Source organism: Hyphomonas pacifica (assembly GCF_000682675.1).
Taxonomy (GTDB): Bacteria; Pseudomonadota; Alphaproteobacteria; order Caulobacterales; family Hyphomonadaceae; genus Hyphomonas; species Hyphomonas pacifica.
The window spans coordinates 27,047-40,554 of record NZ_AWFA01000034.1 but is presented as its reverse complement, the minus strand read 5'-3'; the positions used below and the strand labels follow the sequence as shown (position 1 = coordinate 40,554).

11 protein-coding genes are annotated in these 13,508 nt (G+C 55.5%); 8 read left to right on the top strand and 3 right to left on the bottom strand.

The genetic code is table 11. The features are described 5' to 3' along the window. Positions 1–60: 60 nt before the first annotated feature. Both cysN and cysD read right to left on the bottom strand, forming a co-directional pair. Positions 61–1,968 (bottom strand): sulfate adenylyltransferase subunit CysN, encoded by a 1,908-nt coding sequence (gene cysN, locus HY2_RS10990; protein WP_034827542.1) that lies wholly within the window; start codon positions 1,966–1,968, stop codon positions 61–63. After that, positions 1,968–2,873, bottom strand: a complete 906-nt coding sequence (gene cysD / locus HY2_RS10985; protein ID WP_034827540.1) for a sulfate adenylyltransferase subunit CysD — start codon at positions 2,871–2,873, stop codon at positions 1,968–1,970. The genes cysN and cysD overlap by 1 nt, the downstream gene beginning before the upstream one ends. A gap of 239 nt (positions 2,874–3,112) precedes the next feature. On the opposite strand from cysD, the gene glmS reads away from it, so the two are divergent. The 8 genes from glmS (at position 3,113) to HY2_RS10945 (ending at position 12,312) form a co-directional block, all read left to right on the top strand. Further along, complete coding sequence (glmS, locus tag HY2_RS10980; protein WP_034827538.1) at positions 3,113–4,939, top strand: glutamine--fructose-6-phosphate transaminase (isomerizing); 1,827 nt, start codon at positions 3,113–3,115, stop codon at positions 4,937–4,939. Positions 4,940–5,008: 69 nt separating this feature from the next. Beyond that, positions 5,009–5,590, top strand: a complete 582-nt coding sequence (gene rfbC, locus HY2_RS10975; RefSeq protein ID WP_034827536.1) for a dTDP-4-dehydrorhamnose 3,5-epimerase — start codon at positions 5,009–5,011, stop codon at positions 5,588–5,590. Further along, the gene (gene rfbB / locus HY2_RS10970) at positions 5,587–6,633 is read left to right on the top strand and encodes a dTDP-glucose 4,6-dehydratase (protein WP_034827534.1); all 1,047 of its coding nucleotides are present in this window, start codon (positions 5,587–5,589) and stop codon (positions 6,631–6,633) included. The genes rfbC and rfbB overlap by 4 nt, the downstream gene beginning before the upstream one ends. Further along, positions 6,633–7,517 carry a dTDP-4-dehydrorhamnose reductase gene (gene rfbD, locus HY2_RS10965; protein ID WP_034827532.1) on the top strand — a complete coding sequence of 295 codons (885 nt, stop codon included), beginning with the start codon at positions 6,633–6,635 and terminating at the stop codon, positions 7,515–7,517. The genes rfbB and rfbD overlap by 1 nt, the downstream gene beginning before the upstream one ends. Further along, positions 7,514–8,377 carry a glucose-1-phosphate thymidylyltransferase RfbA gene (gene rfbA / locus HY2_RS10960; RefSeq protein ID WP_034827531.1) on the top strand — a complete coding sequence of 288 codons (864 nt, stop codon included), beginning with the start codon at positions 7,514–7,516 and terminating at the stop codon, positions 8,375–8,377. Before rfbD ends, rfbA begins: the two co-directional genes overlap by 4 nt. A gap of 37 nt (positions 8,378–8,414) precedes the next feature. Continuing rightward, complete coding sequence (locus HY2_RS10955; RefSeq protein WP_034827529.1) at positions 8,415–9,341, top strand: nucleotidyltransferase domain-containing protein; 927 nt, start codon at positions 8,415–8,417, stop codon at positions 9,339–9,341. Between the two features lie 104 nt (positions 9,342–9,445). Further along, entirely contained in the window at positions 9,446–11,941 is a 2,496-nt protein-coding gene (locus HY2_RS10950) for a S8 family peptidase (RefSeq protein WP_034827527.1), read from the top strand. After that, positions 11,914–12,312: a hypothetical protein gene (locus HY2_RS10945; RefSeq protein WP_034827525.1), complete on the top strand. Its 399-nt coding sequence runs from the start codon at positions 11,914–11,916 to the stop codon at positions 12,310–12,312. Before HY2_RS10950 ends, HY2_RS10945 begins: the two co-directional genes overlap by 28 nt. Positions 12,313–12,322: 10 nt before the next feature. On the opposite strand, the gene metK is transcribed toward HY2_RS10945, so the two are convergent. Then, positions 12,323–13,504: a methionine adenosyltransferase gene (gene metK, locus HY2_RS10940; protein WP_034827523.1), complete on the bottom strand. Its 1,182-nt coding sequence runs from the start codon at positions 13,502–13,504 to the stop codon at positions 12,323–12,325. Positions 13,505–13,508: the final 4 nt, after the last annotated feature.

Here is a 13,508-nt window from a genome sequence, read left to right as displayed (position 1 = left end):
TCGACCCGCTACGTCGGGGAAGGGCTCAATGCAGCAGATCGATGTGAGGTCAGAGCTGGATCAGATGTCCAGCATACCCTTTTCCTTGAGGTAGTCCATAATGCTCTGGGCGGCCTCTTCGGCGGTATGATTGACTGTATCAATCGTAATTTCCGGATCCTTCGGTGGTTCATACGGGCTGTCGATGCCGGTGAAGTTCTTGATCTCGCCAGCGCGGGCCTTTTTGTAAAGACCTTTGACGTCGCGTTTTTCCGCCACTTCAATAGGCGTGTCGACATAGACTTCGATGAACTCGCCTTCGGCCATCAGATTCCGCGCCATCTGGCGCTCTGACCGGAAGGGGGAGATGAAGGAAACGAGCGTGATCAAGCCAGCATCGGTCATGAGGCGCGCCACATTTGCCACGCGGCGAATGTTTTCCACACGGTCTGCATCGGTGAAGCCAAGGTCACGGTTCAGGCCGTGACGCACATTATCGCCATCCAGCGTGAAAGTGTGCTTGCCTTGAGCAAACAGCAGCTTCTGCAGAGCGTTGGCGATGGTGGACTTGCCGGAGCCGGATAGGCCGGTGAACCACAACACAGCCGGTTTCTGGCCTTTTTGTTCAGCCAGAGTTGCGCGGTCCATGTCCATGGCCTGCCAGTGAATATTGGAGGCGCGGCGCAGGGCAAAGTCGATCAGGCCGAGGCCGACCGTATCATTCGTCATCCGGTCAATCAGAATGAAGCCGCCCATCTCGCGGTTTACATCATAGGGATCATACGGAATGGCCTGATCCAGAGACAGCGTGGTCACGCCGATCTGGTTGAGTTCAAGTGTCTTGGCAGGCACATCGGACAGTGTGTTGACATCGATCCCGTATTTCGGGGCGTTCACGGTCGCAGTCACGGTCTTGGAGCCGATCTTCAGAAGATAGCGGCGGCCCGGCAGCAGCGGAGACTCGCTCATCCAAAGGATACGTGCCTGGAACTGATCCGATACTTCGGTCGGGTCATCAGCCGAGACGATCACATCGCCGCGCGAGCAGTCGATTTCATCTGCCAGAGTCAGCGTAACAGATTGCCCCGCAATGCCTTGTTCAAGGTCGCCGGTGGCGGTCACGATCCGGTCGATGGTGGACTGCTTGCCGGATGGCATGGATTTCACCCGGTCGCCCGTTTTGATCGTGCCGGCCGTGATCTGGCCGGAAAAGCCGCGGAAATCGAGATTTGGGCGGTTTACCCATTGCACAGGCATGCGGAAAGGCGCGTTCAGACGTTTGTCACCAACCGGAACGGTTTCCAGATATTCCATCAGGCTGGGGCCTTCATACCAGTCTGTCTCATTCGAGCGACTGGTGATGTTCACGCCTTCCAGAGCTGACATCGGAATGGGCTGGATCTCCAGATCCGTCGCCAGCTCATCGGCGAATGCATAGAAGTCTTCGATAATGTCTTCGTAGACCTGCTCGCTATAACCAACGAGGTCCATCTTGTTGACGGCCACGACAAGCTTGCGGATGCCTAGCAGGGTGGTGATGAAGCTGTGGCGGCGCGTCTGGGTCAGGATGCCCTTGCGCGCGTCGACCATCAGAATGGCGACATCGGCCGTTGATGCGCCAGTCGCCATATTGCGGGTATATTGCTCGTGTCCGGGTGTGTCGGCCACAATGAATTTGCGTTTGTCGGTGGCGAAGAAGCGATAGGCAACATCAATCGTGATGCCTTGTTCGCGTTCTGCTGCGAGGCCGTCCACAAGCAGGGCGAAGTCAATATTCTCGCCTTGTGTGCCGACTTTCTTGGAGTCGCTTTCCAGCGATGCCAACTGATCCTCGAAGATCATCTTGGAATCGTACAGCAGGCGGCCAATCAGCGTGGATTTGCCGTCATCAACTGAGCCACAGGTGATGAAGCGCAAAAGGGATTTGTGCTCATGCTTTTCCAGATAGGCGGCAATGTCGGTGGCGATGAGGTCGTCATTGAGGCGCATTAGAAATAGCCCTCCTGCTTTTTCTTCTCCATTGATGCGGACTGGTCCACATCAATGACGCGCCCCTGACGTTCGGATGTCGTCGTCAGCAGCATTTCCTGGATGATCGCCTCCAGCGTGTCAGCCGTGCTCTCGACCGCGCCGGTCAGGGGGTAGCAGCCGAGCGTGCGGAAGCGGACGGATTTGGTGACAGCGGTCTTGGCCAGGTCTTCGGGCATCCGGTCATCATCAACCATGATGTCGACGCCGTTCCAGTTCACAACCGGGCGCGGCGCAGCGAAATAGAGCGGAACAATCTCGATATTCTCGCGGCGGATGTACTGCCAGATGTCGAGCTCGGTCCAGTTGGACAGCGGGAAGACGCGGACGCTTTCGCCCTGATTGATGCGGGTGTTGTAGACGTTCCATGGCTCTGGCCGCTGGCGTTTCGGGTCCCAGCGATGTTCAGCCGAGCGGAACGAGAAGATGCGTTCCTTGGCACGGGATTTTTCCTCGTCGCGGCGGGCCCCGCCAAAGGCGGCATCGAATTTGTACTTGTCGAGTGCCTGCTTCAGGGCCTGGGTCTTCATCACATCGGTATGGACCGCAGAGCCATGGCTGAACGGGCCTACACCATGGCGCACACCTTCTTCATTGATGTGGACCAACAGGTCAAAGCCCATTTCCTTTGCCTTGCGATCACGGAACTCGATCATCTCGCGAAATTTCCATGTCGTATCGACATGCATCAGCGGGAAGGGAGGCCGTGAGGGATAGAAAGCTTTCATCGCCAAATGCAGCATGACGGCTGAATCTTTGCCGACAGAATAGAGCATCACCGGATTTTCACATTCGGCAGCAACTTCCCGCATGATGTGCAGGCTTTCTGCTTCAAGGCGGTCGAGGTGGGTAAGTGTCGTGGTCAAAACGTCTTTCTTCCTTGCGGCGTGCGCTGGTCAGGTACTGTTTTTTGCTAGCGTATAAAAGGCTTTGTGGGCGGCAATCTAAGTTGTCTTGATAACTTCACGGTTCAGACCTGCTAAACTCTGCAAGATTGACGCCACTTTGGGCACGTCGGCGCGCATTGTTGTAATCATACATAAAGTGTCATTAGTCTGCCCGATTCTGCGGGTCTATCTGTGCCGGTGATTCATGGAGGTAGAGTATGTGCGGAATTGTTGCGATCGCTGGTAAAGAGCCGGTTCCTTCGCGTCTGTTGGACGGATTGAGACGGCTTGAGTACCGGGGTTATGACAGTGCCGGCGTGGCCGTTGTTGACCATGGCCGCCTGGAGCGCCGCCGGGCCAAGGGCAAAATCATCAACCTGCAGGCCGCCATTGCGGACGAGCCTCTGGAGGGGCTGACCGGTATCGCCCATACACGCTGGGCAACCCATGGCCAGCCGAATGAGGTGAATGCCCACCCGCACATGTCTGGAAATGTCGCGATTGTGCATAATGGCATCATCGAGAATTTTCGGGAGCTGCGTGAGCGCCTTCAGGCCAAGGGGCGCCAGTTCGAATCTGAAACAGATAGTGAAGTTATCGCCCAGCTGATTGCCCAGAATATGGATGACGGCATGGACACAGTAGATGCGTTTGAAGCGGCGCTGAAAGAGCTGTCCGGCGCTTTCGCGATTGCGGCGATCTTTTCCGATGATCCGGACCTGTTGATTGGTGCCCGCAAAGGCAGCCCACTTGTGCTGGGTTATGGGAATGGAGAGATGTATCTTGGCTCCGACGCCATCGCTCTGGCACCGTTGACCCGTGATGTCACCTATCTGGAAGAGGGGGATTGGGTGATCCTGACACGGGAGACAACAGACATCCGCAATTCTGAAGGCGAGCGCGTTAACCGGCCTTGTGTGAAATCTGCTGTCAATGATGCTCTGATCGAGCGTGGAGAGTATGACCATTTCATGCTGAAAGAGATTCACGAGCAACCGGAATCCCTTGCGCGGTCAATCCTTCCCTATATCGACCAGGCGGCCCAGACGCTGAATCTGGATGATGTTGCCCACAAGATGTTCACCAAGGCGGACCGTGCGGTCGCGATCGCCTGCGGCACGGCTTATTATGCCGCCCATACAGCGAAATACTGGTTTGAGCAGAAAGCGCGTCTTGCTTTCGAGACCGACATTGCGTCCGAGTTCCGTTATCGTGAGCCGGTTCTGCCCCAGACGGGCCCTGCCATGTTCGTCAGCCAGTCGGGCGAGACGGCAGATACATTGGCCGCGTTGCGGTATTGCCGTCAGAACGGGACACAGGCTGTCGCTGTGGTGAATGTGCCGGAAAGCTCGATCGCCCGGGAAGCCGAGGCCATTGTGCCGACGCATGCGGGCCCTGAAATCGGGGTTGCCTCCACCAAGGCCTTTACGGCTCAGCTCTCTGTGCTGGCCGTTCTGGCCCTCAGTGCCGCCAAGGTGCGTGGCCATCTTCTGCCGGGGGATGAGGCCAATGCCGTGAAGACGCTGTTGGCCCTGCCTCGCAAGATAACTGAAGCCCTCAAGTCTCAGGATCAGATTCGCGAGATTGCGCAGACCCTGACACAGAGCAAGGATGTCCTATTCTTAGGCCGCGGACGTTACTATCCACTTGCAATGGAAGGCGCCCTGAAGCTGAAGGAAGTGTCCTATATCCATGCCGAAGGCTATGCGGCAGGCGAGCTGAAACACGGACCGATCGCGCTGATTGAAAAAGATCTACCCGTTGTCGTCGTGGCGCCCAAGGATGAGCTGTTCGAGAAGACAATCTCCAATGTCGAGGAAATCCGCGCGCGCGGGGCGCGCGTCATCCTGATCTCTGATGAGGCGGGCATTCAGATGGCCGGAAACCGCGCAGACCATATCATTTTGATGCCAGAAGGCGATGATATCAGCCTGCCGATTCTGGCAGCCATTCCACTACAGCTGCTGGCCTACCATGTGGCGGTTGCCAAAGGCACAGATGTTGATCAGCCGCGAAATCTGGCCAAGTCCGTAACTGTGGAGTAGCAATAATTGCTGTCAGACCGGTTCATGCTATAGGCCGGGACTTGCAACACCTGTGACGGACGGGCCTTCATGCCATTTGATTTCAAACCGGACGGCGTCCTGCCAGAAGTAATTCACGTGCAACCAAAGCGATTTGGAGATGATCGTGGCTGGTTTGCCGAAACATTTCGGGCGGATGTCTTTGCTGAGGCTGGCATCACAGAGCCCTTTGTGCAGGACAATCACTCCTGGTCCGCTGAGAAGGGAACTATACGCGGCTTTCATTTCCAGATTACGCCCAACGCGCAGGCAAAACTGGTGCGGTGCCTGAAGGGACGTATTCTGGATGTCGCTGTAGATATCCGCAAAGGATCACCGCGCTTCGGCAGGGCGACGTCTGTGGAGCTGAGCGCGGCAAACGGGGCGCAACTCTATATTCCGCGCGGTTTTGCGCATGCCTTCTGTACCCTCGAAGAAACATGCGAAGTTGCCTACAAGACGGATGCTTACTATGCGCCAATCCACGAGCGGGGTATTGCGCATGACGATCCGGACATTGGTATAGATTGGCCTGTAGATCCCGCTCGGCGCATTTTGTCGGACAAGGATAAGGTGTTGCCGCGCCTGGCTGAGTTGGTAGAGGTGCCAGAGCTTGTAGGTGGCACATTATGACCTGGCTCGTCACAGGCGGCGCAGGATTCATTGGGTCGGCGCTTTGCCACCATTTGGCAGAAGCAAGTGATGACAAGATCGTCGTCATCGACAAGCTGACCTATGCCGGGAACCGGGCTTCGCTGGGAGACTTGGAAAAGGCTGGCCGAGTGGAGCTGGTTGTCGAAGACATCACCCGTGCGGATCGTATGAAAGAGCTTGTTTGGGACGCAGCCCCCAAGGCGATCTTTCATTTGGCCGCAGAAACGCATGTGGACCGGTCAATTGATGGGCCGGGCGCGTTTATTGCCACAAATGTTTCTGGTACATATTCCATGCTGGAGGGCGCCCGGGCATTTCACGCCAGGTTGCCTGGTGAGGACAAACGGGCCTTCCGCTTCATTCATATCTCCACAGACGAAGTCTTCGGATCTTTAGGGGAGGAGGGTGCATTTTGCGAGACCACGCCGTATGCTCCATCATCTCCCTATTCGGCCAGCAAGGCGGGATCAGACCATCTGGCGCGCGCCTGGTTTCATACATTCGGATTACCTGTTATCGTTTCGAATTGCTCAAACAATTATGGGCCGCGACAGTTTCCCGAAAAGCTCATCCCTCTGATGATTCTGAAATGTCTTGCGGGTGAAAAGCTGCCTGTCTATGGCCGCGGCGTGAATGTGCGTGATTGGTTACATGCTGAAGACCATGCCCGCGCGCTTTTGATGATGGCGCAGAATGGTGTACCGGGAGAGACCTATTGTGTCGGTGGCGGTGCAGAGCGAACAAATATTGATATCGTGAACACGATTTGCGAGATCATGGATGATCGTCGCCCTGAGGGTGCCCCCCACAAGCGCCTGATCGAGTTCGTTACGGATCGGCCCGGACATGATTTCCGCTATGCGATTGATGCAAGCAAGATCAGCAGCTCTCTGGGCTGGGCTCCATCCAGGGATTTTGAGACCGGCCTTACGGAAACAATTGATTGGTATCTCGGCAATGAAGGCTGGTGGAAGCCTGTCCAGCAAAGTGTCTATGTCGGTGAGCGGCTGGGGAAGGCATAATGGCGCGGTATCTGGTTATCGGAAAATCCGGACAGCTCGCGCAAGCTCTCGCACAGGAGGGCGGTGCGGATGTGCACTGCGCGGGTCATGCCGAAGCCGACCTGCAGGATACGAAGGCGCTGGGAGCTGCGCTCGACCGGCATCTGCCCAAACTGGTCATAAATGCCGGGGCCTACACAGCTGTTGACAAAGCGGAGACGGAACCAGAGCTATGTCGGGCCTTAAATGTATCTGGTCCTGAAACCCTGGCCCGGTTGTGTGATACGCGGGGGATTCCCCTTATTCATTTGTCTACAGATTGTGTATTTGACGGGGAAAAGACCTCGCCCTATACGCCCCAGGATGCCGTCCGACCGCTTTGTGTGTATGGACAGAGCAAGCTTGACGGTGAACTTGCCGTGCGTGCCACTGCTGCCCGGTCTCTGATCGTGCGGGTTTCGTGGATCTTTTCCCACTATGGCAGCAATTTTGTTACCACCATGCTGCGCTTGGCTGAAACGCGCAAAGAGGTGTCTGTCGTGAATGATCAGTATGGTTGTCCGACACACGCGCCAGCCCTAGCGCGTGGGCTACTACAAATTGCTGAGCGGGTGTCTGTATCCGGACATAATGCCTGGGGCGTCTATCACCTGGCCGGTGCCGGGGAAACAGACCGTGCGACCATGGCGGAACTGATATATCAGTCAAGCCTAAGTCACGGTGGCCCTGTTGCTCAGGTCAGAGCCATTCCGACCAAAGATTATCCCACTCCGGCATGCCGGCCATTGAACGCCCGTTTGGACATGTCTGACACGACACGCGTGTTTGGGGTTGAATTGCCAGACTGGGAAGAGGGCCTCGATGAAACCGTCCAGATCTTGACGGAGGAGATGAAAGCGTCATGAAAGGCATCATTCTTGCGGGGGGCGCGGGCAGCCGCCTCTATCCTGTTACTCGCGGTATCTCGAAACATCTGTTGGCGATCTATGATAAGCCGTTGATTTATTATCCGGTCTCCACGCTGATGCTGGCCGGGATCAAGGAAATTCTGATCATCTGCAATCCAGAGCATCGGGGGGCTTATCAAGGCCTTTTGGGTGACGGCTCCAAATGGGGCGTTCACATTTCCTATGCGGTTCAGGATAAACCGAACGGACTGGCAGAGGCTTTCTTGATCGGACGAGATTTCATTGATGGCCAGCCCTGCGCCCTGGCGCTGGGGGACAATATTTTCTATGGCGCAGGTCTATCCGGTCAATTGCAGGATCTGGCAAAGCTGACAGAGGGCGCTGCGGTTTTGGCCTATAAGGTAAAGGATCCCGAACGTTTTGGCATCGTGGAGCTGGATGATGAGGGGCGTCCCTTGTCTCTGGAAGAAAAGCCCCGCCAGCCCCGAAGTGATTGGGCTGTTCCCGGGCTCTATTTCTATGGGCCTGATGTTGTGGAGGTAGCTGAAAAGGTTAAGCCATCCGCCCGAGGAGAGCTGGAAATCACAAGTGTGAATGAGGCCTATTTCAAGCGTGGCCAATTATCTGTTGTGCGTTTGCAAAGGGGCACAACCTGGCTGGATGCCGGAACTTTCGACAGTATGCTGGAGGCCTCGCAGTTTGTTCAAACGGTGGAGAAGCGCCAAGGATTGAAAATCGCCTGTCTCGAAGAAGTAGCGTGGCGTAAAGAGCTGATTGAGGCGGACGATTTACGTGCACTGGCTGATGAGTTTCAGAACGAGTATCAGGATTATCTCCTCAGCCTGTTGGGCAGATAGTCGTGCGCGTAAATATGGTCAGTAAGGGGATAAACGATTGCCTAAATATGATCTGAAGCACATCGAGGCACGTATTGAAGCCACTCTGTTGGAGAAAGGGCCGCGTCTCGGCAAGGAACTGGCTGAAGATATGCGCGATGTCCCTCAACTGGCTCTTTGGCAAGCCTGCTATCAGAGCCGGAAGCTGCATGTCTCCCACTTTGCCAGCTATTATCTGCGCTTTGATATTCGGCGCGAGGACCAGGTCCGGCTAAGTCCTTCCATCTTGCGGGATTTCCTCTCCTTCACTTTGTTTGGCCTGCCAGGCCAGCGGGATAAGATGATTGAACGGCAGGGAACCCTCTCAAACATGCACCGTGAAATCAGCCGTGAGAAACTGTCTGTCGCGCAGTCGGTCATGAAGCAGGTATTCGTCACGTTGGGACGCGAAATCCGCAGCCAGCTATGTGCCTTCATCGCCGGAGACCTGGCGTACTATCTTGCCCATAATGAACCACGTGAGCACATGGCGACAGGGGAGATGGTTAAAGGTTCTGATATCGATATCATCATTATTTTGAGCGAAGCGTTACCTGAAGAGGTGCAGGAACGGATCGATACGGAGATGACTGCACTGAAAAATTATTATATGCGTCACCCTGAGTATCGGCACGAGATTGATTTTATCTGCAAGCGCAAATCCGTTATGGAGCGACAGTTCCAGTACACCGATATACACGACAAGATTGCCAGCAAGATTGCATATGAATCCATGTTCCTCGGCGGGTCTTTGACCCTGTATATGGAAGTACGGGATGCGATGGTTCGCACAGGCGTGGATCACCTCATCGAGGCTGATTTCGAACATGCTCTTAAGGACCGAAAACATGCAATGCATCGCTTGCTGGAAGTACGCGGCGACGCGATTGATGATGAGATACGGTCTCTTTTCTACTTCTCTCAGGAGCGGGTGGAGTTTTCGTGATATGCTGCTCTAAATAATTGCCACTACTTGATCTTTGTTGTGGAGTTATAGTTTCCAGAGATAAGGCACGTGTAGAAACAGTGCCGATGAGACAGGAAACATGCATGTATCTGCCCATTTTTGAGACACCTCGCAAGCATCGCTCCCGTTCACTGTGCACAGCTGTAATGCTGGGTGTTTCGGTATTTGCGCTGACCGCATGTGCAGGGGGAGGAGGTGGCGGTTCCAGTGCTGCCGTTACCCCGTTGCCGCCCCCTCCACCACCACCACCGCTCCCGCCGACATCAAATCCATTCCCGGAGCAGATTGCGAACCCGTCCGCATTTGAGACACGTGAATACAATGCGACCATTGGTTTGCCGCTCATCGGGGCTTCCTCTGCCTACGCCATTGGCGCAACAGGCAAGGACATTACGATCGCCGTAATTGATACGGGTGTTCTGTCAGACCATCCTGATCTCCAAGGCGCTGTTGTTGGCATGTATGATGTTTGTGCCGATACGGCCTGCCGGGGCTTTGACAACAATGGCAACCGTACCACGATCACGCGCCAGCCTGGTGATGTTGATGCGGAGGGACATGGCACGCTTGTAAGTGGTGTGATCGCCGCGCGCCGACAAGATGATTACCGATCGAGTGCGGATGATAATATTTCCAATGGAATTCAAGGTGCAGCCTATGAATCCTCAATACTCGGAATTCGTGCGGATTCACCGGGCAGTTGCGGGCGTAGTGGCGAAGATGAAGACTGTGTCTTCTCTGATGGAGATCTAGCGCGTGCTATTCAGTACGCTGTTGATCGGGGAGCGAGCATCATCAACATGTCCCTGGGCGGGGAAGTTGATAATGATCCGACTTTGGAGAATGCTGTGCGTGCTGCAGTGGCCGCAGGTGTCCTCGTCGTTATCTCGGCCGGCAATGAAGCCGAACCAGCTGGCACAGATGAGAATGGCAACCCGACAGATGCTGTTGGAAGCACGCCGACAGAGCCGGCCTATATAGCAGGCCAGGCTTCTTCACAGGGCCGGGTGGTTGCGGTAGGCTCTGTAGACCCTTCTGGTCGGATGTCCGATTTCTCCAATCGCGCAGGGGCTTCGGCAAAGCGTTATTATATCCTCGCCCCAGGTGAAGATGTCATCTCCACCGGACTTGATGATGATGTCATTTTTCCGGATTCTCCTAGCTGTTCGCAGGAGGTTACAGACAATTGCAATGATACGGATGATGAGGGCGACTATTATCGAATCTCCGGCACATCCTTTGCTGCTCCCTATGTTGCTGGTTCGCTCGCCTTGTTGCTGGATGCGTTTCCCAATTTTAGGTCGAAACCTGAAGTGGCGCTCCAGATCCTTCTTGATACGGCTACAGACTATGTCGAAACTTCTCCTGATCCTATTACGGGTGAGATTGCAGGGGAGGGGGTCGATGATGTCTCCGGTGTCGGCCTGCTAAATCTTGAAGAGGCCTTCAAGCCGCAAGGGCAGCAGAACCTTGATTTTGGGATTGAGAGAGTCAGCCTGGCCGAGGTCTTCGCACCAAGTGGTGGAGCGTTTGGGGATTGGGCCTCCAATTCCGGGGCCTTTGACGGGCTCACTTTCCAGGACAAATATGAGCGAGGCTTTCGTGTGAATGCCAGTGCCATTACGGCGCGCATTCCAAAGGATGCTCTTGGGTCGCGTCTGACGGATTTCGGTGCACGAGCGGACTGGGCCAATGGCGAAAGCCGCTCGGTTCGGGCGGGGAATGTCAGCCTGAACTGGACACAGGCTCGCGTCTGGGATGATCCGACGGCACCGTATCAGGAAGACCCGCAATACACGTTCCAGATGCGCTACAGTTTTGGGGAAAGCCAGGTAGAGCTGGGCAAGGGCGGGTCTCTCACCCACCTCGCGCCAGATATCTCCTTGCTGAACGAACCCGGTATGGGCAACGCGTTTTCTACCTCGGGAACCTGGGCAAAATACAGCCACGTGTTCGGGGATGATCTTGTGATGGACATCTTTTCGGCGGAACAGGAGGGGCGTTCCCAATCCGGTTTCATGGTTGGACGAGATGCCCATACGTGGTCTATCCGGGCCGGGGCCTCCTTCGTGAAGGATGAAGAAACGTCGCTTGGCGGCTCGCTTCAGCGGCGCTTTGGTGAAGAAGATCAGACCAGGATGACGGCTTACTCCATGGAAGGTGCAATGCTGACAGGTGAAGCCTGGACCATTTCCTCCGGGTTCGAATTGGCAAGCGTTGAACTGCCGGGACTTGATGCGCAAGGCGTCTGGACCAGTCGTTGGTCTCTGGGTGTTAGCCGTCTTGTCGGGCAGGGACGGCTGCACTTTGTCATGGCGCAACCTCGGCGAGCGGAGACGGGCTCTCTCCGCCTTAATGCACCCATAGGAGTGGATCTGAATGGCGATCTGCTGCGTGATTATATCAATGCCGATCTTAGCCCCAGTGGTCGACAGGTGGATTTCGAAACGCGCTATGCATTTGGGCTGATAAATTTCTGGTCTGGGGAGGCGGCTGCGGTAATGTCTACCTCGCCGAACCATATCGACGGGGCGCAAGAGCAGGGGGCGCTATGGTTGCGTCTGTCGAGGCCATGGTGAGGCCCGTGTGCGCCGCCTTGTCCTTGGTGACGTCCGTCATGCTCGTATCCTGCTCCGCGGTATCTGATGCCTCTGCGCCGTGTCCGGAGGTTACAGATGTCTCGGCTTGGGTAAACCGTATGCCGGGGGCAGGTGGTCGACCGGCAAAGCTACACGTTCTTGTGCGTGTTGCCGACGATCAGTCATGGATGCTCAGCCCGGTCGTGTCTGCTGAGGAAGGCGTCTTGCGTCTGTTCCTGTCGCCGGGCGGGCCCTCTGTTCCCGGAACAGCGGCGTATCAGCAAAAAAGTGCACCAATGCCAGAACAGGTGAAAATAGAATGCCATGGCAAAATCGTGGCATCCGTAAAAGAAATCATGACGACGTTCTAGGTTGCGGGGTTTAGTTCACCAAGCGCGACAACTCGCTCACGAGATCCGTCTTCTCCCAGCTGAAGCCGCCATTCTCTGTTGGTGTCCGCCCGAAATGGCCATAGGCAGCAGACGGGCCGTAAATCGGCTGGTTCAGCTTGAGGTGCGTGCGGATGCCCTTAGGGGAAAGATCGAACAGATCACGCAGGGCTTGGGCGATGCGGTTTTCGTCCGCATTGCCCGTACCATGGGTATCGACATAAATTGACAGAGGTTGTGCAACTCCAATTGCATAGCTGACCTGGATCGTGCAGCGGTCGGCGAGGCCAGCCGCAACAATGTTCTTTGCCAGATAGCGCGTGGCATAAGCGGCAGACCGGTCAACTTTGGAAGGGTCTTTGCCGGAAAAGGCGCCGCCGCCATGGGGGGCTGCGCCGCCATAAGTGTCGACAATGATCTTGCGGCCTGTGAGGCCTGCATCGCCATCCGGTCCACCAATTACAAAGCGACCTGTCGGGTTCACGTAGAATTTGTTTTCTTCCGGGAACCAGCCTTCGGGTAAAATTTCCTTGATCACAGGGCGGATAATCTCGCGCAGTTGCTCCAGAGAGGCGCTATCCTTGTGTTGGTGGGACACAACAAGCGCGTTGACGCCTACGGGCTGAGAGCCTTCATATTGTAGCGTGACTTGACTTTTTGCATCAGGTTCCAGTTCCGGGTGGGTGCCGTCATGGCGCAGTTCTGCAAGACGCTGCAGGATCTGGTGCGAGTAGACAAGTGTGGCCGGCATCAGCTCTGGTGTTTCGTTCGTCGCATAGCCGAACATGATGCCTTGGTCGCCTGCGCCTTCTTCCCCGTATAGGCCCTGGCCCTCTTCAACGCCTTGGGCGATTTCTGCGGACTGTCCGTGAACATAGTTCTCTATGCTCATGTTTTTCCAGTGAAACCCGTCTTGTTCGTAGCCAATGCGTTTGACCACATCGCGGGCGACCTGTTCCATTTCCTCATGTGAAATATCGGTGCCATTGTTGGTGCGCACTTCGCCAGCCAGAACAACGCGGTTTGTAGTTGTCAGGGTTTCAACGGCAACTTTGGCGCTGGGGTCCCGCGATAGGAACAGATCCACGATTGCATCCGAAATCTGATCGGATACTTTATCCGGGTGGCCTTCGGAGACGCTCTCGCTGGTAAATTCGTGGCTGGAAAGTTTCATGAGT